Origin of the sequence: Alteromonas australica (assembly GCF_000730385.1) — a bacterium.
Classification (GTDB): domain Bacteria; phylum Pseudomonadota; class Gammaproteobacteria; order Enterobacterales; family Alteromonadaceae; genus Alteromonas; species Alteromonas australica.
Genome location: NZ_CP008849.1, coordinates 3,653,655 through 3,677,586, shown reverse-complemented (window position 1 = coordinate 3,677,586; position 23,932 = coordinate 3,653,655). Strand labels below are relative to the sequence as shown.

16 protein-coding genes are annotated in these 23,932 nt (G+C 44.6%); 8 read left to right on the top strand and 8 right to left on the bottom strand.

Features of this window, described 5'->3' with window-relative positions; genetic code table 11:
• Positions 1 to 33 precede the first annotated feature (33 nt).
• The 5 genes from EP13_RS16015 to EP13_RS15995 form a co-directional block, all read right to left on the bottom strand.
• Positions 34 to 873: an isopenicillin N synthase family dioxygenase gene (locus EP13_RS16015; protein ID WP_044058160.1), complete on the bottom strand. Its 840-nt coding sequence runs from the start codon at positions 871 to 873 to the stop codon at positions 34 to 36.
• Between the two features lie 147 nt (positions 874 to 1,020).
• A complete protein-coding gene (locus EP13_RS16010; protein ID WP_044058159.1) occupies positions 1,021 to 2,232 on the bottom strand; it encodes a NupC/NupG family nucleoside CNT transporter in 1,212 nt (403 codons plus the stop codon).
• Positions 2,233 to 2,244: 12 nt separating this feature from the next.
• Entirely contained in the window at positions 2,245 to 2,868 is a 624-nt protein-coding gene (gene udk, locus EP13_RS16005) for a uridine kinase (RefSeq protein WP_044058158.1), read from the bottom strand.
• A 189-nt stretch (positions 2,869 to 3,057) separates the two neighbouring features.
• On the bottom strand, positions 3,058 to 4,005 hold the full coding sequence (locus tag EP13_RS16000; RefSeq protein ID WP_044058157.1) for a hypothetical protein: 948 nt from the start codon (positions 4,003 to 4,005) through the stop codon (positions 3,058 to 3,060).
• Entirely contained in the window at positions 3,998 to 4,858 is an 861-nt protein-coding gene (locus tag EP13_RS15995; protein ID WP_231497880.1) for an ABC transporter substrate-binding protein, read from the bottom strand. Before EP13_RS15995 ends, EP13_RS16000 begins: the two co-directional genes overlap by 8 nt.
• Before the next feature lie 446 nt (positions 4,859 to 5,304).
• Between EP13_RS15995 and EP13_RS15990 the strand changes: the two genes are divergently transcribed.
• Both EP13_RS15990 and EP13_RS15985 read left to right on the top strand, forming a co-directional pair.
• Complete coding sequence (locus tag EP13_RS15990; RefSeq protein WP_044058155.1) at positions 5,305 to 8,334, top strand: TonB-dependent receptor; 3,030 nt, start codon at positions 5,305 to 5,307, stop codon at positions 8,332 to 8,334.
• Positions 8,335 to 8,522: 188 nt separating this feature from the next.
• Positions 8,523 to 9,206 (top strand): type 1 glutamine amidotransferase domain-containing protein, encoded by a 684-nt coding sequence (locus EP13_RS15985; RefSeq protein WP_044058154.1) that lies wholly within the window; start codon positions 8,523 to 8,525, stop codon positions 9,204 to 9,206.
• 82 nt (positions 9,207 to 9,288) lie between these two features.
• Here the strand turns inward: EP13_RS15985 and EP13_RS15980 are convergent, their stop codons facing one another.
• A complete protein-coding gene (locus EP13_RS15980) occupies positions 9,289 to 11,892 on the bottom strand; it encodes a TonB-dependent receptor (RefSeq protein ID WP_044058153.1) in 2,604 nt (867 codons plus the stop codon).
• 472 nt (positions 11,893 to 12,364) lie between these two features.
• Positions 12,365 to 12,829 carry a transcriptional regulator ArgR gene (gene argR, locus EP13_RS15975; protein ID WP_044058152.1) on the bottom strand — a complete coding sequence of 155 codons (465 nt, stop codon included), beginning with the start codon at positions 12,827 to 12,829 and terminating at the stop codon, positions 12,365 to 12,367.
• 235 nt (positions 12,830 to 13,064) lie between these two features.
• On the opposite strand from argR, the gene mdh reads away from it, so the two are divergent.
• The 3 genes from mdh (at position 13,065) to katG (ending at position 17,116) form a co-directional block, all read left to right on the top strand.
• Positions 13,065 to 14,003 (top strand): malate dehydrogenase, encoded by a 939-nt coding sequence (gene mdh, locus EP13_RS15970; RefSeq protein WP_044058151.1) that lies wholly within the window; start codon positions 13,065 to 13,067, stop codon positions 14,001 to 14,003.
• Between the two features lie 479 nt (positions 14,004 to 14,482).
• The gene (locus tag EP13_RS15965) at positions 14,483 to 14,695 is read left to right on the top strand and encodes a hypothetical protein (RefSeq protein ID WP_044058150.1); all 213 of its coding nucleotides are present in this window, start codon (positions 14,483 to 14,485) and stop codon (positions 14,693 to 14,695) included.
• A 231-nt stretch (positions 14,696 to 14,926) separates the two neighbouring features.
• Positions 14,927 to 17,116: a catalase/peroxidase HPI gene (katG, locus tag EP13_RS15960; RefSeq protein WP_044058149.1), complete on the top strand. Its 2,190-nt coding sequence runs from the start codon at positions 14,927 to 14,929 to the stop codon at positions 17,114 to 17,116.
• A 116-nt stretch (positions 17,117 to 17,232) separates the two neighbouring features.
• Here katG and ppc read toward each other — a convergent pair whose 3' ends face one another.
• Positions 17,233 to 19,854: a phosphoenolpyruvate carboxylase gene (ppc, locus tag EP13_RS15955; RefSeq protein WP_044058148.1), complete on the bottom strand. Its 2,622-nt coding sequence runs from the start codon at positions 19,852 to 19,854 to the stop codon at positions 17,233 to 17,235.
• A gap of 233 nt (positions 19,855 to 20,087) precedes the next feature.
• Here ppc and EP13_RS15950 point away from each other — a divergent pair, with 233 nt between their 5' ends.
• The 3 genes from EP13_RS15950 to EP13_RS15940 all read left to right on the top strand — a co-directional run bounded on the left by EP13_RS15950 (position 20,088) and on the right by EP13_RS15940 (position 23,930).
• Entirely contained in the window at positions 20,088 to 20,708 is a 621-nt protein-coding gene (locus tag EP13_RS15950) for an FKBP-type peptidyl-prolyl cis-trans isomerase (RefSeq protein WP_044058147.1), read from the top strand.
• Between the two features lie 227 nt (positions 20,709 to 20,935).
• Entirely contained in the window at positions 20,936 to 22,114 is a 1,179-nt protein-coding gene (fabV, locus tag EP13_RS15945) for an enoyl-ACP reductase FabV (protein WP_044058146.1), read from the top strand.
• A gap of 475 nt (positions 22,115 to 22,589) precedes the next feature.
• Entirely contained in the window at positions 22,590 to 23,930 is a 1,341-nt protein-coding gene (locus EP13_RS15940) for a Na(+)-translocating NADH-quinone reductase subunit A (protein WP_044059075.1), read from the top strand.
• Positions 23,931 to 23,932: the final 2 nt, after the last annotated feature.

The window sequence follows — 23,932 nt, the reverse complement described above, 5'->3', positions numbered from 1 at the left end:
GTGAGTTAGCATTAAAGCTAGCTTTATAGGGGGTTAGATTACCCCTAGCTCTCTTAAACGCTCTTGCAGGTAGCTGCCTGCGGTATGACGCTCAGACAGAACGACATCTGGGCGTGGGTGTAGAAACAGTGGTAGCGAAATGCGAGACTTCGTCATGTCTGCGCCATCGGGATTTACCACTCGGTGGGTGGTAGACGGGAAATAGTGGCCAGAGGCTTCTTGCAGCATATCGCCAATATTGACGATGAGATTGCCAAAGTCGCACGGTACGTCTAACCAGCTTCCATCTTTCGCCTGCACCTGAAGCCCAGGTTCATTCGATGCCGGTAAAATAGTAATTAAATTAATATCTTCATGGGCTGCAGCACGAATCGCATCAACTTCTTCATCACCACTGAGTGGTGGGTAGTGAAGTACACGAAGCAAGGTTTGATCAGAATCTTTGATCATGTCGCCTAGTGGCTGACTGTAGTGCTTGCTGACGTCTTCTGGCGAGTGTGATTCAATCCAGCTCAGTAATTCTGACGCTAAGGTATTAGCTTCTTCATAGTACTGAGAAAGCTGAGGGCGCAAAGACTCAGGACATTGACCCCAAGGGTAATAATGGAAATACTCTTTGATGTCTTTCTTAGTAAAGCCTTTTGCTACTTCTGACACACTTTGAGGAAAAAATCCGTCCTGCTTACCTTTGTTATAGAGGTAGTCATTCTTTTCTTCACTGTCGAAGAACCCTTGCCAGTTGTCATAGATACCCTGAACAAGAGATTGTTGAATGGGGTGATTTTTTAGTACACCAAAGCCGGTTTCGCGAAGAGACTGTACAAATTCTTCCTGAGCATTTGGCGCTTTGTAATCTACAGCTACTAATTGCATAACTTTTATCCCGTAAATTTTGATTGCGGCATTATAAAGGTAGACGGGCCGCCAAAAAAGCTAGGGTGATTGATTTAAATCAATCGCCCTAATCTAAAGTTAAATAATGTAGTAAAAGTTGACTGATTAGTCTATTTTTCTCTCTATTTAACCGAGCGATAGGTAGAAGCCAGCGAGTGCTGCACTCATCAAGTTTGAGAGTGTCGCTGCAATAACTGCCTTCATGCCTAAGCGCGCAATTTCTTTTCGGCGAGTAGGTGCCATAGCGCCTATTCCACCCATCAAAATAGCGATAGAAGAGAAGTTTGCAAAACCACAAAGTGCAAAGGTGATAATGGCCTGAGATGCTTCAGATAGCTGTGATTGGTTTTCTAAAAAATTGAGGTATGCAACGAATTCGTTAACCACCATTTTTTGTCCAATAAAGCTGCCCGCAAGTTGTGCTTCTTCCCATGGAACGCCGATTGCCCATGCAAGTGGTTGAAGTACATAACCCAGGATCCCTTCAAAGGTGACATTTTCATAGCCAAATAATGCCGCAGACCAACCAATAAGGCCGTTGAACATGGCAATAAGTGCTATGAAAGCGAGAAGCATGGCACCTACATTGAGGGCAAGTGTCATACCTGATGCCGCTCCGCTAGCAGCGGCATCAAAAACATTGGCGTAGCCGGTATCTTCGGCATCTATTTCTTTTAGTTCTTCGTTAGGTTTGCTGGTTTCTGGCAAGATGATTTTCGCCATGAGCAAGCCGCCTGGCGCGGCCATAAAGCTGGCTGCAAGTAGATATTTTAGTTCTACGCCCATGCCCGCATAACCTGCCATCACTGAACCGGCAATGGAAGCCAAACCACCCACCATGACCGCAAACAACTCAGAGGTTGTCATGTGAGGTATAAAGGGGCGAACCACTAAGGGAGCTTCGGTTTGCCCCACAAAAATGTTGGCAGCCGACGACATTGACTCTGGCTGGCTTGTTTTCAACAACTTTTGTAGTGCTCCTCCAATGACCTTAATGATTAAGCCCATTACTTTTAGGTGGTATAGCACTGCAATCAGTGATGAGAAAAAAACAATAACCGGAAGCACGTTGAAGGCAAAGATAAAGGCGATAGATTTATCACCGATAGGGCCAAACAAGAAGTTGATACCTTCTTGACTGTAGGCAATAATATTGGCTACAAAGCGTGTCATTGAAAGCAACACTTGTTTGCCTGGCTCAGAATAAAGGACGAAAGCCCCTACAGACGCTTGAATCGCAAACGCGCCACCAACCGTACGCCAATTAATACTGCGTTTTGCTGACGACATAGCAAATGCAATGCCTAAAAGGACGGCTACGCCCAATAAACCTACCATACTTTCAATCCTTTAGAGAAGCGCCTGCTGGATGTGTGACTTGATAACATCTAGCGCTATTTGATTTTTTCCGCCTTGTGTTACTACTACATCAGCAGTAAAACGACTGGGCTCGATGAATTGGTGATACATGGGTTTAACCGTTTCCTCATATTGCTTAGCAACGGAGTCTATGGTTCTTCCTCTTTCTTTTATATCACGCATCATTCTGCGCATGAGGCAGATATCAAGAGGCGTATCTACAAAGATTTTTACGTCATACAACGGAAGTAAGTCTGAACGCGCAAGCAGCATGATCCCTTCTAAAATAATCACGGGTGCGGGGTTTAAACGTTCCGTTTCAGGTAATCGCGTATGCGTTTTAAAGCAATAATGCGGATAGTCTATAGGTTGACCTTCTCGCAACGCCTGAAGATGGGCTTTTAATAGCTCATGCTCAAACGCGTTAGGATGGTCGTAGTTATTTTTTTCCCTAGCTTCCATGGGCAAGTGATCTTGTGCGCGATAATAATGATCTTCGCGCAACACTTGAACAGGACGGCCTTGAGCTTCAAAACCGTTAAATAAATTTTGCGTAAATAACGACTTTCCAGAACCCGAAGCTCCAGAAATGGCAATAATTAAAGGCGATTGCATAATACTATAAAGCTGATTTTATTGGTGCAAAGATACGCGTTTAGCCCTCATGAATCAATGCCATATTCACGATTATCGAGATTTTGGATCGGTCTTTGCTAGCTCAAAGCCCGAACTTCCATGTATTTTCAAGGCATTGCGAGAGACTAGCCTTTGGTTTCAAATATTTTACAAATGGTCAAAAAATAGTTAGTTTCCAATAATTTCCACATCTTCTAATGATAATTGGGTTAATGCGTAGGAATGTTGTTTGGAGCGCGACCCTTCACCCTGCGCGCGGGGCGGATAATAGCGTTCTTTTTCTACGCTATAGCCGTTAAATACCTCGTCTAATGCCGCACGAATTTCACTAAGGGTCTTATCTAAGTTGGCATTGAAGTCGGGGCGCTTGCGTTTGGTATGACCCAACTCAATTAATCTGCCGAAGGTTTTATTGGCCAATATAATTAAATCGCCAGGCACATCTTTGTGGGGGGGTAAAGCTTGTTCGGGATTCATAGCGCAGTATTTAATTAAGGCGGTATAGAAACACAAAGGTTTGTTTTGCAGTACTACCGTGGTGCCGTTCACGCCGTTACCCAAGGTTTTATCTCTTAAATTAATCACTAATTTGGGTTGCGGGGGAAGCGTGATGGCTTCACTTTCCACTGGAACCTTCACTTTTGACTGTTTTACTGCATACAAAGGCGCAACCAATAACGCTAAGAAGAAGCTCCAAACACTGAATGACAATTGGCTATACAAAGGCATTGAGGCAAAAGTAACAGATATTTCTTGTTCAGCGTTGGTCAACAGTACTTCTTCTTCTACGCTAAATGCTTGAGAAAAAGAATCTTGTGAGACGGCTTGAATAGACTTTACTCGCGCAGGGTAGTTTGTTTTTGCGAGATAACCATTTATTTCTTTCAGGTATTTTTTTACGGCGTAACTGTTAACGGGCGTTAATAGGGTTGCATTTCCAATGTCGAGAAAAGCGCTATCTAGCACTACACGGCGCTCTAGGTTATCTAATGCATGGTGTCGGCTGCCATGAGCCCCCATGAGTTGAAAAACAGCACTAATGGATTGTAGGGTGGCGAAAATGATCAGTGCGGAAATGGCCACTCTGGCGTTAAATTTATATTTTTCATCATTCATGGGTTGCGCATCCCTCTTCCAGAATTAATGTCTTGTAATATGGACGGGGGTGAGAGTCAGAGATATCTTTCACAACCTTTTGCATGGCGCAAAAGAGGTCTGTGTTTTTGGTTTGCATTTTTAGAAACCATTGCATACCACTCACTGTTTCTTGAAGGGGCATGGCGTAATTCTTTGACAATGACTCATTGTCTTCTACGGCCCAGTAAGATGAAATGATATCAACTTCACCGGCTAATAATGCGCGTCTTAATTCTTTGTGCGAACTGTAGTAATTGATATCAACATTATTGGCACTTAATCCAAGTTCCTGCATCACCGTTTTAGGCACGATGTGGCCAGACCGGCTGCTTGGGTAATCCAATAGACCAAAGCGTTTGCCCAATAAGTACTCTTTATCGAGTACGGGCTTTTCCCGTAGCGATATAAAATAAGCACTATAATTTGGATGCGCAGCAATGCGTGTTAAGCCATATATCTCATCGGCACCAAAGGCTTCAACCACATTTTTCTTAATTAACGCTAAATCCACCACACCGTGGTTAATGTATCGAAAGGTATCGTAGTCGCTTTGTCCTATAACAATGCGAACCTCGCCATACTGCCTTTTAATGATTTTATTACTACACAAGCGATCGAGGGCCATTTGTGCAATACCATGGTCGGTAACATAAACCGAGAAAACGTCTTTATTCCCCTGCAGTTCAGTGGCGCAGGACAAAGTTTGGCCAGTAAGTGGGGGAACTTCTGGAAAATTATTTACATTAGAAAAATAGCCCGCACTGCTGCAAATAAATGCAGCAATAACGAATAATATCCACCTTCCGGTAGCAACAATTCTGACTTTTGCCAAAAAAAAGACCAAATGAATTAATGATTTGTATAGTGATTTCATCAGCTAAGGTTATTTAATGCAATAGGTAAATTTATTTTAATCATCTATGTGTATGATTATCAATGGAATTATATAAGTTAACCTGAATTTGGTTAAACGCTGTTTATTAGTGCTCAATGTGCCAAGAATAGAATCCAGAAAAATAATAAATGCTTGATAATTATAATAAGTAAAACAACTTGACCACTTGGTCAAGTTAGGCTGAGGAAGGCAAGGGGACACAAGCGCTAGCCAAATAATTAAAATTGTAAGTTTTGTAATAAATTTGACATGAAGGTCAATGACAATTCATGCGATTTACGAGTTAGCAATCTCAAACGTTTTTTCATATATCAGAGGTGGTAGTAGAAAGTATTTTCTCTCTACCCCAATAAAAGAAATTTAAACAAAAAAGGGAAACACACATGAAAACATCAGCTAAGTTGAGCCGCATCGCGGCGGCTGTTGCTTTGTCGGTTGGTCTATCTACAACCGCCATGGCGCAGGTTACCTCTTCTGAACTTAACGGTCAGATACTTGCACCAAACGGCAGCCCAGCAGTAGGCACGGTAATCAAAGTCACTCACTTACCTACAGGTGCAGTAAAAACAGTTACCGTTAATAATGGTGGTACTTTCAGCCTTCGTGGTCTTCGCGTTGGTGGTCCATACACTATCGAAATCGATTCTGATGAATACGCCGATCAAACAATCAGCGACGTATACCTAGAACTAGGTGAGTCAGCATCTATCGAGCGTTCTTTAGAAAACGCCGCTGACTACGAAAACATCGTTGTTACTGCATCTCAAGTTAGCAGCCTTTCATTCGGTCAAGTAGGCCCATCTGCCAGCTTCGACCTTTCAACCCTTGAACAGGCACCGGCAATCAACCGTGACATCACCGACATCGTACGTATCGACCCACGTATCTATGTTGACGAAGGTGGCTCAGGCGGTATTCAATGTGTTGGTAAAAGCCCACGTTTCAACAGCTTGACTGTTGACGGCGTACGCATGAACGACCTTTTTGGTCTTAACTCAAATGGCTACCCTACTGAAAGAATGCCTTTCTCTTACGACGCCATTGAAGGTGTTTCTGTTGAAATCGCACCTTTTGACGTTATTTACGGTGGCTTCTCAGCGTGTAACATCAGTGCAGTAAGTAAAACGGGTACTAACGAAGTACACGGTACTGCGTTCTATGATTACGGTAGCGACAGCCTACGCGGTGATTCACTTGAAGGTGATGATGTTAACCTAGGTTCTTATACTGAAAAGCGTTATGGCTTTAGTGTGGGTGCTCCACTAATTGAAGACACGTTATTCATCTTCGCTGCTTATGAGAAACTTGAAGGCGCAAACACCTTTGACCGTGGTGCAATTGGCACAGGTGCAATCAATGAAGTTGCCATTTCGCAAGAGCAATTAGCGCAAATTCAGTCAGTTTCTCAGTCTCTTTATAACTTCGATGCTGGCACCACGCCGCTTAGCATGCCAAACGAAGATGAAAAACTGCTTGTTAAGTTAGACTGGAACATCAATGACAGCCACCGTTTTGCTCTAACATACAATTATAACGATGGTAACAACTTCGCGGAATCTGATGGTGATTCTGATGAATTTGAGTTGTCTAGCCACTTGTACGAGCGCGGCGCAGAACTAGAATCATTTGTTGGTGTACTTTACTCTGACTGGACTGATAAGTTCTCGACTGAAATTCGTATTTCACGTACTAAACTAGATAACCTTCAACGTTCTATGTACGGTGACGGCACTCCAGGCGGAAATGATTTTGGTGAAATCAAAATTGAGCTTGGTAACGACACAGAAAGCGATGATGATGACTTAACGGTTTATTTAGGTTCTGACGATAGCCGTCAAGCAAACGACCTAGATTGGGATGCTACCAGCATCATGCTTCGTGGTAACTATTACTTCGATAATGGTCACACGTTAACCTTTGGTTACGAAAGCGATAAGCTAGAAATTTATAACCTTTTCGTTCAGCATGCTGAAACCAGTATCTTGTTTGAAAGCCTAGAAGACTTTGTTGCAGGTACAAATGCAGAAATCGAATACGGCTATGCATACTCTGGTGACCTGAATGACCGTGCAGCTGAGTGGGGTTACACTTCACACTCAACTTACGCGCAAGATGAGTTCTACCTAACAGACGATTTGAAAGTGGTTGCTGGTTTACGTTACGACTGGATCACAACGTCTGACAAGCCTGTAGAAAATGCTGAGTTCTTAGCACAAAACAACTACAGCAACACCGCTAACCTTGATGGCATTAGCTTACTTCAGCCACGTATTGGTCTTAACTATACCCTTAGCGATGATACAGAGCTTCGTGGTGGTATCGGCTTGTTCTCAGGCGGTAACCCTAACGTTTGGATGACAAACAACTACCAGAACACCAACGTGACTGGCGGTGAAGTAGACAACACTTATGCTGACTTGTTTGATGGCAGCATCACTTGGGTTAACACCGAAGACGGCGTAACAGCAGGTCCTGGTTACTCGGTTCCAGGTGACTTAGACGAAGCTATGTCGGCTGCTACAGGTAGTAACTTTGAAAGTAACAACCTAGACCCAGATTTCGAAATGCCTAGTGAGTGGAAAATCTCTGCGGGTATGACGCATATCAACGAAGAAGACTACGTATTCAATCTTGATTTATTAGTAAGTGTTACTCAAGATCAAGCCATGATTAAGTACTTAGGCATTGAAGAAGTAGGTTTCACTGACGATGGTTACATTGATTACGACAGAAACGGTTACGGTTCACTTGAACTAACTAACTCTGACGAAACATCAACGTCTTACTCATTGACTGCGACCATGAATAAATCATGGGACAACGGTATCTCTGTTGTGACTGGTTATAACTACAGCCACGCTGAAGATGTACAGCCAATGACAAGCTCAGTAGCGTTTTCAAACTACCAATACAGAGCGTTCACTAATCCAAATGAAGAAGTGTCTTCACTTTCTGATTGGAATATTGAACACCGCTTAACATTGGATTTACGCTACACCACGTCGTTCTTTGATGGCTTAGATACTACTTTCTCTGCCTTTGCTGTTGCGCAATCTGGACGTCCTTACAGTCTTGTTTACTCAAAAGACGATGGCAACGGTATCTTTGGTTTCACTCCGTACTTGGATAGCGGAAGTGTACTTCCTATGGGTACAGAGCGTAACGAAGAATCTAGCCCTTGGTGGGCGAAGGTAGATATTGCTGTTCGTCAAGATATTCCAGCGTTCCACGCAGACCATACTGCACAAGTATCATTTGTGATTGATAACTTCACAAACATGCTGAACGATGATTGGGGTATTCTTGAAGAAGCATCATTCAACACAGTTACTATTGGTTCTACCAATGCTACGCCACGCCAGGGTGATGCGTCACTTTGGGAAATGCGTGTAGGTGTTAACTACCGCTTCTAATCAAATGATTTAAACCATTTGTAGTGTTAGGCGCCACTTTCCTTTATGGGGGTGGCGCTTTTTTTCGTCTGCTGTTTACCTTAGTTCGTTAGTTTCTCGTCGCATCCTCGTACTTATACTGATCCTATTTCTATCCCTTCACGAAACAACACATACTGAAATTGTTCATACAGAACTAAGGAGTTCATATGTCTAAGTCGATGTTGATGGTTATGACATCTCATGAGTTGATGGGTGATACTGGAAAAAAAACGGGAATGTGGCTTGAAGAGTTCGCTTCACCCTATTATGCCTTTAAGGACGCAGGTTACTCGATTACCTTGGCGTCGCCTATGGGGGGGCAGGTACCAATAGACCCTAATAGTTTAGAAGATGACGCCATGACCGACGATGCTATTCGATACACGAAAGATGAACTAGCGCGTAGTGCAATGGCGGCAACGATTCCATTGGAAGATGTGAGAGCCGAAGAATTTGATGCGGTATTTTATCCGGGCGGTCACGGCCCCTTATGGGATCTTTCTGACAATGCGCACTCAATTAAACTGATTGAGGACACCATTGCGTCGGGCAAGCCGGTTGGTGCCGTATGCCACGCACCTATTGTACTTAAAGACGTAAAAGCCGCGGATGGTGAGTTGCTAGTGAAGGGTAAATCAGTCACTGGCTTCACGAACAGCGAAGAAGAGGCCATGGGGTTAACCGATGTTGTGCCTTATTTGGTGGAAGATGAACTGGTGAAAAGCGGTGGTAAGTTCGAAAAAGCGGATAATTTCGCAGTGAAAGTGTGTACCGATGGCTTGCTTGTTACCGGACAGAACCCGCCATCTTCACGCCCAGCGGCGGATGCATTGATCGCGCTATTAAACTAGCTAAATTGAGTTAAGTTAGTTCGGGCAAAGAAAAGGCCGCCCATACTGGCGGCCTTGTTTTTTTACCATAGATTCCGAGGCTTTAGAAACTCGCTTGTACTTTGAAATTCAAGGTACGGCCTAGTGGATCATACAAGGCATCGTCGTAGCCACGCCATTCACCTGGATCGAATTCAACAAGCTCGTCCGTTAAGTTGTTCACACCTGCACTTACTTTCACGTTGTCATTCACTTGATAGGATACGGTGACATTGTGTTTAAAGTAGTTATCTGCGAATTCATAGTAGGTGTAGTATTCATCACCGTGAGAACCAATGAATAGCGTACGCCATGACGCTGTCCATTTGTCACCGTCGTTCCAGTCTAGCGTAATATTACCGCGGTTATCTGGGAAGAAAAGCTCTCCTGCATAGTCAATACCTTCTTCCTCATAACTAAATACGTGAGAATATTCTAGGTTAACACCGAAATCCCCGATAGAAGTGGGTAGGTTATAGTTGGCTGTAAAATCTAACCCGCTAGTGGTGACTTGTGCATAGTTGATGTAGCCCGACGTGATAGACACAATTTGGCCTGAACTATTGCGCTCAATGTTAGACGATGTCCCGTCGGTATCTACGGCAATTAAGTCGTCAACATCGATAGACTCAATTTTGTTCTCGTAGTCGTACTGATAGTATGACAGCTCAAGTGACAAGTTATCCGTAGCATCATAAACCACACCAAAGGTTAATGATTCAGAGTTTTCAGGTTCAAGGTCTGGGTTGCCACCGTAGTAAGTCAGATGTTGCTGTGTGGTTGAACAGTAACTTGTATCTGATTCCGCATATCCTAAGGTATCACAGTAGTAAGTGTCGTAGGCAGACGGGAAACCATAGGAAATAGTGGCAAACATTTCGCTCATGGTAGGGGTTCTAAATGCTTCACCCCAGCTTGCACGAAGCAATAAGTCTTCTGTTGGACGCCATGAAACGCCGAGTTTTGGCACTGTGTCAGAGAACTCTGCGGTTGAGATGTCTTCGCCAGTATCACCTTCTAACTCGTAACCGTCGTAACGCAGTGCAGCAGACAGTTCCACTTCATAGGGTAGGGTAACGGCTAACTCAGTGTAATACGATTGGCGTTCACGGCTTGCGTAAACGTCGTCGCCACCAGAGCCACCAGAAATGATACCTAATCCAGACTCTGGGTCTGAAATTTGCTCAAAGTCTAAGTAAGAGTACTCAGCCCCGAAGACAGCACTAATGCTAATATGCTCATTAGAGTATATTTCGCCTGAAATACTGGCATCAATAATGTCACGTTGCTGTGTAGACTGATAGGTACCTGTGTGATCTGCCGTAGCAAGAAGTTCGGCATTATAAGTTTCCCAATCTTCTACGCTAAGCCCTTGAACATTGAATAGGTCCAATTCTTCAGAATCAATAAGGTCTTGTACGACGGTATCGTTAACCAGGTTATAGTTAAACACTTCTTCTTTAGCGTTGGTTCGCTGATAATAAACCTGCCAATCCCATTCACTACTGCCAAGCTCTACATAACCCTCTAAACCCGCAACTGCTTCAAAGGTGGTTTTTTCTGTGGTGGTATCGCGGGTGCCTAGGCTTGTGGTACGGAAATAAATGCTACCATCTTCATCATAGGGATTCATGGCATTGTCTGCATCAATGGTTAATGTTGAAGTAGACACTGGGGTGGCAGCGTAGCGTGTGTCGGTAGAGGTTTGAAGTGCTGAAAAGCGGCTTACAAAATGTAAGTTATCGGAAATATCGTATTCAATTTTGGTCAAAAGAGAGTTTTTCTCTGATGCGCCATACAGCCATGTTGAGTTACCGTAATAGTAACCGCAACGGTCGCCCACGTTTACCGTATCATCTACTTCACCGCACAGCTCTTCGTTAAACTGTAGAGTAGAACTGCCTGACGCTAAAAAGTTGGCTACAGGGCTATATGTTGAATAGCTAGTGCCAGCATACTCACCATTTACTGCCACATCGGTCACTTCTTGGGTATTCGCGTGCTCTGCAATAAACACGATGCTGCCTTTGTCGTTCGTGACACCGGCTGCCATGTTAAATTGGTTGCTGTTACCGCCATCTACTCCCGGATCTTCGAAGGTATAGCCAAGTTCAACACCATCAAATTCACTTTTGGTAATGATGTTGATTACACCTGCAACCGCGTCAGACCCGTAAATTGCTGATGCACCGTCCCGTAGAATTTCAATGCGCTCTACAATGCTCATAGGTATCATCGACATGTCCGATGATGAACCACCGTCGTATCCTAGGCCCGGTAAACGTCGCCCATCCATCAATACTAAGGTGGCGCCAGCCCCTAGACCACGTAAGTTCACTTCACTTGACGCTGATGCACCGCTGCCATAACCCGACTGACCTCTAAAAGAGCCAAAGGTGTTTATGGAGCTATTTCTTAAGACGTCTGCAACCGTAGTATCACCTGATAGCTCGATAGACTCGGCGGTGATAACAGTTACCGGTGAAACCGCTTCTAAATCCACTCGCTTAATACGTGAACCCGTTACCTGAATTCTTTCTGTTGGCTCGGTTTCTTCGTTGTCTTCAACCGTTTGTGCGCTAACCTGCGGCATAGTAAGCAGACTTGCAGACCCCGCAATTAATAGACCTTTTCTGACGCCTAAACTAAGCTTTTTAATATCGAACATTTTAATTCCCCTTTTGAACAACTTGCTGCCAATTAAATTAGCGTTGCTCTTATTAGTTTTATTTTTCGACAGATGTGATTTGTCGAGAGAATTAAGCACTTGGTCGAGGTGTTTGGCAATTGGTCACTAATGTTTATTACACATTACTTTCCATATTTTCTAAATTCTTACAAAGTTTACGGGAACAGCAGTATATTTTTCGCTCGTCAAACTCTTTAACTTAGTTGATCTGAAAGGTAAGTGCATGCTTACTATTTCGAGGTGTATGAAGTGTTTTCTTGATGGGAAAATCTCTTTGCGTGAACTTTACGCGCGTTTGCAGAAAACTTGTAGATGGCTATGTTACATTTTAGTCGTGTGTTAGAAAATTTGTATCTCCCTGGTACAAGTTCCTTTGCCGCTAATATTTATTAGCGGCTTTTTTTGATTTAAATTTAATTTATACATTCCGTTTAAATTAAATTTAAACGCATTATACATTTTCAAATAAATCTTCAACACGTTGTCTTAGTTCTTCTATTTGAGTGACATCTGCGGGTGCAATAAAAATAGTGTCGTCACCGGCTATGGTGCCTAATACCCCATCTTTTTTACTGAGTGAGTCAAGTAGACGGGCGATGAGTTGTGCAGCTCCTGGACTGGTTCGAATAATGACCATCACATTATTGTGCACAATATCTAATACCAACTGTTTAAGCGGGCTTTTTGCCGTTGGCATGCCTAACTCTGGGGGCAAACAATACACCATGTCGCCGCGCGCATTTCGGGTACGAACAGCGCCAAACTTACTGAGCATACGAGATATTTTAGATTGGCTTATATTATCGAAGCCTTGTGCTTTTAGTGCTTCAACAATGTCGCCTTGCGAACCGTAACTTTCCGCTTTTAAAATCTCTTTGAAGGCTTTTATTAATTGTTCTTGCTTTACGTTAGCCATAATGTCCTTTTTGCGTCGTTAGGATAATTTTAAATCTAATTTTTATTAGCATATATTGTGCCCCACAGGTACACTTTACGCAATTTGTTTGCATAACCATGCATGATAATGAATATCGGTGTGAAATCGTCTTAAAACTCAGTAATAAGACGATCCGATGATTGAGTTTTCCCCCGCGTTGCATTAGTGTGACGTTCCGTTTAAATACGTGAAGTAATCCCATAGGAGAAATGGTATGAAAGTAGCCGTGTTAGGTGCTGCCGGTGGTATTGGTCAGGCGCTGTCTTTGTTGTTAAAAACGCAATTGCCAGCAGGTTCAGATTTAGCGCTTTACGACGTAGCGCCAGTTGTTCCTGGTGTAGCCGTTGATTTGAGCCACATCCCCACTGCGGTAAAAGTAACCGGTCACGGTAAAGATGACCTAGCTGGTGCACTAACTGGAGCAGACGTTGTTCTTATTCCAGCAGGTATGCCTCGTAAGCCAGGTATGGATCGTTCAGATCTGTTCAACATCAACGCCGGCATTGTTAAAAACCTTATTGAAGGTGTCGCTGATAACTGCCCTGATGCGTGTGTTGGCATCATCACTAACCCTGTTAACACAACTGTTGCAATTGCTGCTGAAACGCTAAAAGCAAAAGGCGTTTACAACAAAAACAAACTTTTTGGTGTAACAACGCTTGATGTTATCCGCGCTGAAACCTTTGTTGCTGAGCTTAAAGGTGTAGACGTATCTTCTGTGCACGTACCGGTAATCGGTGGTCACTCTGGGACTACAATCCTTCCGCTTCTTTCACAAGTTGAAGGCGTTGAGTTCACAGACGAAGAAGTGTCTAGCCTAACAACGCGTATCCAAAACGCGGGTACTGAAGTGGTTGAAGCGAAAGCGGGCGGCGGCTCTGCAACCCTATCTATGGGTCAAGCAGCGGCACGTTTCTGTTTGTCTCTTGTATCTGCAATGCAGGGCGAGAATGTAGTTGAGTACACTTATGTACAAACTGACGACAGCGACGACGCAGCATTCTTCGCACACCCAGTTCGCTTAGGCGCAAACGGTGTTGAAGAAATCTTGCCTTACGGCGAGCTAAGCGCATTCGAAGAAAAAGCGAAAAACGACATGCTTGAAGGCCTACGCGGCGACATCAAGCTAGGCGTTGACTTCGTAAACGGCTAATAGTGCCCTTGGCGGGTTAGCCTGAAAAGGCAATCAAAACGTAGGCCCGCCGTGAATACGTCCATGTAGGCTTCGCCACCGCATCCATGCGGTGGAGAGCCTACATTTTAATTACCTTCCCAGTCTTTACACCAACATGCTATCTTATCGGACCTCATTACTCTAGAGAGTAGAAAGCCTGTTACGACCTTACGTATCCAGCCTTTTTTGTTACATCCATGTCGGCTTCGCCACCGCATCCCTGCGCGGGCTCTTGGAAAAGTTAAAGCCTACTTATCAAGGTCGTTCCAATTCAAAACACCTCAATAAATCAGTCACTAAAGTTATTTTAGAAAAAAGACAGTCTGTTACGACCTTACGTATCCAGCTATCAGCTTTCCTGTATTGTCCTTTATTAGTGTTTGGTCTTTTTTTGGGGGGGGGAAGGAGGTACTCTTACTTAACTGATTGGAATGACATAAGTTTAAAAAGGACGTGCTATGACTGACATGTTAAGAAGTGGGGAATTGCCAATGTATATGTTGGTGTTACCCATTGTTCATTTTATTGTTTTAATAGGGATTATGGCCTTAGCTAAGGAGAAAAGCCGCTCTAAGCTTACGGCGTTCATATTGGGTATGATCCCTTTCTTCAATACCTTTGTTCTGCTCGTTTATGTGGGTCTTCCCGTTAAACAACATCGTGGCGCTTAACAAGCGCCAGTTATCCTTTTATTTAAACCATATTCATCTTCCCCTCATTAATACATGTTTGAGCAAATGCCTTTTGTTTGAGTTTGTGCTCTTTTACTGGTAAATGCCGTACTATAGTCTACGCTTTTGGAACGCATTTATATCAAGCTGTAGGGTTAAAGGAATGCGTATCTTTTCGTTGTAGTGAATATTCTTATTAATAAAAACAGGCATTAAGTAAGAGGAAGTAATATGAGCAATGCAAAGTTAGGTGATGTCAATGATTCGGTAAAAAAATGCCCGGTCATGCATGGTGGTATGACTGCCACAGGCACAACAGTCATGGACTGGTGGCCTGAAGCCTTAAACTTAGACATTCTGCATCAGCACGATACCAAGACTAACCCTATGGGTGAAGACTTCGATTACCGTGAAGAAGTCAAAAAATTAGATTTTCAGGCACTGAAAAAAGACGTTACAGACCTAATGACCGACTCGCAGCCTTGGTGGCCAGCGGACTGGGGTCACTATGGTGGTTTGATGATTCGTATGTCGTGGCACGCGGCTGGTTCTTATCGCATTGCCGATGGTAGAGGTGGTGCATCTACCGGCAACCAGCGTTTTGCGCCGCTTAACTCTTGGCCAGACAACGTTAACTTAGATAAAGCCCGTCGCTTACTTTGGCCTATTAAAAAGAAGTATGGCAATAAACTGAGCTGGGCGGATTTATTTGTTCTTGCGGGTACAATTGCCTATGAAAGTATGGGCCTTAAAACCTATGGTTTCGCCTTTGGTCGTGAAGATATCTGGCACCCAGAGAAAGACGTTTACTGGGGCGCAGAGAAAGAGTGGTTAGCACCCAGTGATGAGCGTTATGAAGACGTTGAAGAAGCTAACACCATGGAAAATCCGCTGGCCGCGGTTCAAATGGGGCTTATCTACGTAAACCCTGAAGGCGTTAACGGTAAACCAGACCCGCTTAAAACGGCAGCCCATGTACGCGAAACCTTTGCACGTATGGCCATGAATGATGAAGAAACCGTTGCGTTAGCCGCTGGTGGTCACACAGTAGGTAAATGTCACGGTAACGGCAGTGCGGAAGCATTAGGGCCCGATCCAGAAGGTGCGGGTATTGAAGAAGCGGGTCTTGGCTGGATGAACCATGAAAGCCGCAGCATTGGCCGCGATACGGTATCAAGTGGTATTGAAGGGGCATGGACGACCCATCCTACTCAATGGGATAACGGTTATTTTCATTTGTTGCTTAATTACGATTGGGAATTGAAAAAGTCGCCAGCCGGTGCTGAGCAGTGGGAGCCAATCAACATTAAGGAAGAAGATAAGCCTGTTGATGTAGAAGACCCATCAAAGCGCTATAACCCTATCATGACTGATGCTGATATGGCGATGAAGATGGATCCGGAATATCGCAAAATTTCTGAGAAGTTTTACAACGATCATGAGTACTTCAGTGAAGTATTTGCCCGTGCGTGGTTTAAGTTAACTCACCGTGACCTTGGCCCTAAAGTACGTTACATAGGCCCAGATGTACCGGAAGAAACACTGATTTGGCAAGATCCTGTGCCAGCTGGCAGTACGTCTTATGACGTGGATGCGTTAAAAGCAAAAATTGCGGACTCTGGTTTGAGCATAGGTGAAATGGTTGCCACTGCCTGGGACAGTGCTCGCACGTTCCGTGGTTCAGACCTACGGGGTGGTGCTAATGGTGCGCGTATTCGTTTAGCGCCGCAAAAAGACTGGGAAGGCAATGAGCCTGCGCGTTTAAACAAGGTATTGGAAGTGTTGGCGCCCCTTGCTGAACAAGCAGGCGCTAGCTTGGCGGATACTATTGTACTTGCAGGTAATGTGGGTATTGAAAAAGCGATTAAAGCAGCGGGCTTTAGTGAAAGTGTGCCGTTTGCGGCAGGTCGCGGAGACGCCACCGATGAAATGACGGACGCCGAGTCTTTTGCACCTCTAGAACCATTAGCAGACGGTTTCAGAAATTATCTGCAAAAGGACTATGTGGTTAAACCTGAAGAGATGATGCTTGATAAAGCACAACTATTGGGCTTAACGGCAAAAGAAATGACGGTGCTTGTGGGCGGTATGCGTATGCTAGGTACTAACTTTGACGGTACCAAACATGGTGAGTTTACCGATAGCGTTGGCGCACTCACCACGGATTTCTTCGTTAATCTTACTGATATGAAGTACACCTGGAAGCCGACGGGTAAAAATAGCTATGCTATTGTTGATAGAGCATCTGGTGATGAAGTTTATACTGCAACGCGCTTCGACCTAGTGTTTGGTTCAAACTCTGTGCTGCGCGCTTACGCTGAGCTATACGCGCAAGATGAGAGCAAAGAGAAGTTTGTGAAAGACTTTGTGGCGGCATGGACAAAAGTCATGAACGCCGACCGTTTTGATTTAACCTGTTAATAGCTATTAAAACCCGCTATATACAGCGCTTTAAATAAAAAGCCCGCTTCAATTGAAGCGGGCTTTTTCATTCTCCAAGGCACTTAAGACAATGCCTTATTGGTAAGTATCACGTACTAGCCTGTGTTTCGCATACCAATGGCGATACCGGCAATGGTAACCATCATGGCGCGTTCTAGACTGGTGTTCTGTGCATCGTCACCGGCTTTACGGATACGATCTAGAAGTTCGATTTGCAGGTAGTGGAGTGGTTGAAGGTACGCTGCACGTATCTCCATCGACTCTTTCCCCTGCGGGTCGTTTTTCATTATGTCGTCTTCGCCAGTGATTGCCAGCAGCGATGAAATACTTTCTTTAAGCTCGCTACGCAGCGCTTCACCGAAGTGCTTAAGTTCTTTTGGCACTAAACGCTCATCATAGGCTTCACTGATGCGCGGATCGGCTTTATGGAACACCATGTCTAGCATAGAAAGGCGCGAACGATAGAACGGCCATTCGCTGAACATCTCGTTGACCACTTTCTCGTTTTCTGGTGTTTTAACGCTATCAATAGCGCGCATCACCCCTAACCAACTAGGAAGTACTAGGCGGGTTTGTGCCCAAGCGAAAATCCATGGAATAGCACGTAGGCTTTCAATACCGCCTTGCGGCTTACGCTTCGCAGGACGACTACCCAATGGCAGTTTACCTAACTCTTGCTCTGGCGTTGCGACGCGGAAGTAAGGCACAAATTCTTCATCGTGACGCACGGTAGCGCGGTAATTGTCTCGACCTTGTGCTGCCATAGTAGTGATAAGCTCACGCCATTCTTCTTTTGGCGCCGGAGGCGGGAATAACATGGCTTCAATAATGGCACTGGCATAGATGCCTAGGCTTCGCTTCGCCAGTTTTGGCATACCGAACTTATAGCGAATGGTTTCGCCCTGTTCTGTTACGCGGAAACCGCCTTCTAGTGAGCCAGGAGGCTGTGAGTAAATTGCCGCGTGTGCAGGCAAGCCACCACGACCAATAGTACCACCACGCCCATGGAACAAAGTCAGAGACACATCATATTCTTCGGCAATAGCAACAAGGGCTTCTTGCGACTGATATTGGGCCCAACCAGCGGCTAGCGCACCGGCATCTTTCGCTGAGTCAGAGTAACCAATCATGACGAACTGGCGACCCTTCACGTAACCGCGATACCAGTCAATAGACAGTAGCTTACGCATGACGTCAGGCGAGTTGTTTAAATCGTCCAGGGTTTCAAACAATGGTGCTACTGGCATTGGCCAATCTACACCGCTTTCTTGAAGAAGAAGTTGAACCGCCATGACATCAGATGGCTCACTGGCCATTGAGATAATGTAAATACCAAAACCGTGTTTACTGTGCTTGGCAATGACTTTACAGGTATCAAGCACTTCTTTGACATCGTCAGACGCTTCCCATTGTGCAGGGAATAGCGGACGTTTTGAGCCTAGTTCGCGAAGTAAGAAGGCTTGCTTGTCAGCCTCGCTCCACTGGGCGTAGTCGCCAAGTCCGAGGTAACGGGTTAGTTCACTGAAAACGTCGGCGTGACGCTCTGAGTCTTGGCGTACGTCAAGACGTAGAAGGTGAATACCAAATACGCGTGCGCGACGGATAGTGTCTAACAATAGGCCATTGGCGACCACTTGCATACCGCAATCAAGTAATGACTGGTAGCAAAGCATCAAAGGTTCGATTAGTTCATCGTCGCTCTCAACCCAGTTCGAAGTATCTGGGTTTTTACCTGCAAGGTAATCGCTAATACCATCACGGGTAGTCACAAACTTGCTGACCAACGGTCGTAACAGGGCGCGGTAGGGTTCGTTTGCATCGCCTACTTTGGCGCGTAGTTCATCGTTGCAATCGTACATTGAAAGTTCAACTTGCAAACGATCAAGGTCAATCGCGAATAGTTTAGCCGCGCGCTTTCTTGCTAGCAGCAATACTTGCTCGGTCACTTTTGAAGTAACAAATGGATTACCGTCGCGGTCACCACCCATCCAAGAACTGAACTGCACGGGTGAAGAATCTAGCGGCAGTGAAATCTGGTAGTCTTCATTTAAGCGGCTATCTAACTCGCGCATGAAGTCAGGAACCGCTTCCCATAAAGAGTTTTCTATAACAGAGAAACCCCAGCGGGCTTCGTCTACCGGGGTAGGGCGAACCGAACGGATTTCTTCTGTATGCCAAGCCTGCGCGATTAAATCGGCAATTCGGGTTTCAACTTTTTTACGCTCAACATCGCTAAGCGATTCTTGATGAACCGCTTGTAAGCAGTTAGCCAATTCCTTGTGCTTATGAATGAGTGTGCGGCGAGTCACTTCGGTGGGGTGAGCCGTCAACACTAAGTCGATGTTCAGTTTCCCGACAGCTTCTTGTACTTTATCCTTAGTAAGTTCCGCTTTATCTAAGTGCTCGAAAAGCGTGTCGATAGAGGCATCAACATTCATTGCTGCATTATATTCCTGCTCAGCAATGTTGCCCAAGTTTAAGAACTGCGCGAAAGCGCGACCCACAGTTAATAAGTCGCTGTCGGTCATGGTTTTGAAAGTTTCTTTCAGTTCTTCGCTGCACGCAGCGTCACCTTGATAGGATGCGCGGCCATCTTTTCGAATCTTTTCAATTCGATTTAACCACTCATCTCCCAATTGGTTTTTGATGGTTTCACCAAGGGTTTTTCCAAGGTAGCGAACGGTATCTTTTAGTTCAGCATCGTAGTGTGTTTGCATGCTTTCCTCCCAATTATATGGCGATAACCATACTGTTTCCTTTACAACTTGTCTAACCTCTTTAAGTTATAATTTACAACATTTTGATAGTTTTGCCCCCTCTTTAACATTGCGCAAAGCAAGATAAATTAGGGTGTGATACACTCTTGCACCGGAAAATGCAGAAACAAAACCGTGATGCGCGGGTTGTTTAAAATTTGCACTGCATTTGTAATTTACTTTCAGGAGTTCTTGTGACTGATACATTCAATACAGTAGAAACCCAAGCAAGTTACGGCATTGGTTTTCAAATGGGTCAACAATTGCAATCAAATCCTTTCGAAGGCCTTGCTATAGACGCAGTGGTAGCAGGATTAAAAGACGCATTTGGTGGGCAAGCACCACAAGTTGACAACGATACCCTTCGTGACGCGTTTGGTGAAATTCATAAGCGTATGCAAGCTGAAAAAGAAGAAGCGAGCAAAGCGGTGATTGAAGAAGGGGCTAAATTCCTGGAAGAAAACGCTAAGCGTGACGGCATTACTGTGACAGAATCTGGTCTTCAGTATGAAGTCGTTGCTAAAGGTGACGGTGAGAAGCCAGTTCCAGCGAGTACTGTGCGTGTTCATTATCATGGTACCCTAATCGATGGTACTACCTTTGACAGCTCTTACGAGCGTGGTCAACCTGCAGAATTCCCTGTAGGCGGTGTGATTAAAGGTTGGACTGAAGCGCTTCAACTTATGGAAGTCGGTGCTAAGTACCGTTTATACGTTCCCCATGAACTTGCCTATGGCGAGCAAGGTGCTGGTGCAGCTATCGCGCCTTACAGCACACTAATTTTTGATGTTGAGCTTCTCGACATCTTAGGCTAGTTCAGAACTGAAAAGCACAGGCATAGCGCTGTGCTTTTCTCTTCTTTCCCTTTTGTATTACGCACTTTTCACTTCCTTCCTTTTTTCTTTTTTAGTTACCGATAAAGCATATTCATTGGGTGTGCGTTTGCGTTATGCTAATGCAATTCATCTCAACCCATCTGCTCCGAGTTGTTATCACCGGCATGAGCATTACAATAGTGCCACGCTAAATAAGGAAAATTATTATGGTAATCAAGCCTAAAGTGAGAGGCTTCATATGTACTAACGCTCATCCAGTGGGGTGTGCAAAATCGGTTGAAGAACAAATTGCTTACGTTAAATCAAAGGGTGACTTAGGCGCAGGTCCTAAAAATGTCTTGGTTGTCGGTAGTTCTACTGGCTATGGTTTGGCGTCGCGTATTACCTCGGCGTTTGGTTACGGTGCTAACACCTTAGGTGTGTGTTTTGAAAAAGCGCCAACAGAACGCAAAACCGGCACAGCGGGTTGGTATAATACAGCGGCTTTTCACGACCAAGCCAAAGCCGAAGGCGTCTATGCTCAGACCATTAACGGTGATGCGTTTTCAGATGAAATTAAACATCAAGCAATCGAGAAAATAAAAGCCGACATGGGCAAGGTTGACTTGGTCATTTATAGCTTAGCATCGCCACGCAGAACCGACCCCGAAACGGGTGTTACTTACAAGTCGACACTTAAACCAGTAGGCCAAGCGTACACAACAAAAACCTATGACACTGACAAAGATAAAGTGCATGAAGTGTCACTTGAACCTGCCAACGACGACGAAATTCTCAACACCATTAAAGTGATGGGTGGAGAAGACTGGGAACGTTGGATGGATTTCCTAAGGGATGCTGGTGTTTTAGCAGAAGGCTGCAAAACAACGGCCTATACCTACATTGGTAAGGAACTTACATGGCCTATTTATGGCCAAGCTACCATAGGCAAAGCGAAAGAAGATCTCGATCGTGCTGCTGCCGCTATTATTGGTAAAAATAGCGATTTATTGGTTCAAGCGAATGTGAGTTCATTAAAGGCACTAGTGACCCAAGCCAGTTCAGCCATTCCTGTTATGCCACTTTACATCTCGCTTATTTATAAAGTGATGAAAGAAGAGGGTACCCACGAGGGGTGTATCGAGCAGATATATGGGCTGTTTAGCCAGTGTCTGTTTGGCAACTCAGCCACCCTTGACGAGGCCAATCGTTATCGCATGGATGGAAAAGAAACCAATGATGCCACGCAAGCTAAAATTAAAGTGTTGTGGGATCAGGTTACGCAAGAAAATTTCCATGAGCTAAGTGATTACGAAGGCTATCATCATGAGTTTTTGAAGTTATTTGGCTTTGATATAGACGGTGTTGACTACGAACAAGATCTAGACCCTATGGTGAGTTGGTAGTTAAAACTGACAAAAAAATAATGAGATTATGTCAAGCCGTCTTTGTGACGGCTTTTTTATGACTTTTGCGACAATTAAATCCTCTCAGATTTACATTAAATTGTAGAAAAATTTGGCTTTATCTGTGATTTGCGTGGCACAAAGCCTAATGTTAATGCTAAAATCCCGAAATTAAGTAGGGGGCTGTTCGTCTTCTACTCAACAATAGTGATTAATGCGCTGAAAAAACAATAATTATTACGTGCAATTTTTTAACTGTTGATCATAAAAAGAACAGCGAAGTGCGTCGCTAACTTAGGTGCTAACTTTTACAGTTTCATAACAGGCTGGCTGTAATAACGAATTTTGGCACCATCAATCTTATAAATATAAAAAGGTGTAGTACATCTGTTAAAAGTACGCTTTTGCATGCTAGCAGGCGAGGATTCTTGCGGTCATGCAAAAGGGTATTTCTATTAGAGTAGTGCGATTACATATGATAAAAATCAAGAAAGGTCTCGACCTCCCAATTGAGGGAGCGCCCAAGCAGGAGATTGCTGATGCATCTTCTGCAACGCGCGTTGCCGTTCTGGGAGAAGAATATGTGGGTATGCGCCCTACCATGCACGTCCAAGTTGGCGATGTAGTGAAGAAAGGTCAGGTGCTTTTTGAAGACAAAAAGAACCCTGGCGTTAAATTCACTGCCCCGACTGCGGGTGAAGTGGTAGAGGTTAACCGTGGTGCAAAACGTGTTCTTCAGTCTGTAGTAGTCAAAACCAGTGGCAGTGATGCTGTTGCGTTTGACAAAATTGCAGCTGACCAGATTGCGAGTGCAACACGCGAGCAACTTCAGTCAATCCTTGTAGAGTCTGGCATGTGGACTGCGTTCCGTACGCGTCCATTTAGCAAATCTCCAGCGCTAGATTCTGTTCCAAGTTCAATTTTTGTGACAGCAATGGATACCAATCCATTAGCGGCAGACCCTGCTGTTATCATTGCTGAGCGCCAAGACGATTTTGTAAATGGTCTTAAAGCGTTAACGCAATTGAGTGGTGGCAAAACTTACGTATGTAAGGCAGCGGGTTCATCGGTAGCAACCGGCGACGCGGCAGTTGATGTAGAAGAATTTGGCGGTCCACACCCTGCGGGCCTACCAGGTACGCACATTCACTTCCTAGATGCAGCTGGCATGAACAAAACGGTTTGGCATGTTAATTACCAAGACGTTATGGCGATTGGTGCTTTGCTCACGACCGGTGAGTTAGATAACCGTCGTGTTATTTCGCTAGCGGGTCCAGCGGCAACTAACCCACGCTTAGTGCGCACGGTTTTAGGTGCAGACCTAACCGAGCTTACTGCCAACGAGTGTGTAGAAGGTGACGTACGTGTTGTATCTGGTTCTGTACTTAACGGTACAACAGCCCAGGGCGTTCATGGCTTCCTAGGTCGTTTCCACACCCAAGTTTCATTATTAAAAGAAGGTCGCGAGAAAAAATTGTTCGGTTGGATCATGCCTGGTTCGAACCAACACTCAGTGACTCGTGCTTACTTAGGTCATCTAAGTGGTAGCAAGAAATTCGATATGACAACAACAACCAATGGTTCCGAACGCTCTATGGTTCCAATTGGTAATTACGAACGCGTTATGCCCCTAGATATCATTCCTACGCTTCTGCTTAGGGACCTGATTTCTGGTGATACTGACGGTGCTCAGACGTTGGGTTGTTTAGAGTTGGACGAAGAAGATTTGGCACTGTGTACCTACGTATGCCCTGGCAAATACAACTATGGTCCTATTTTACGCGACTGTTTGACCACGATAGAGAAAGAGGGTTAAGT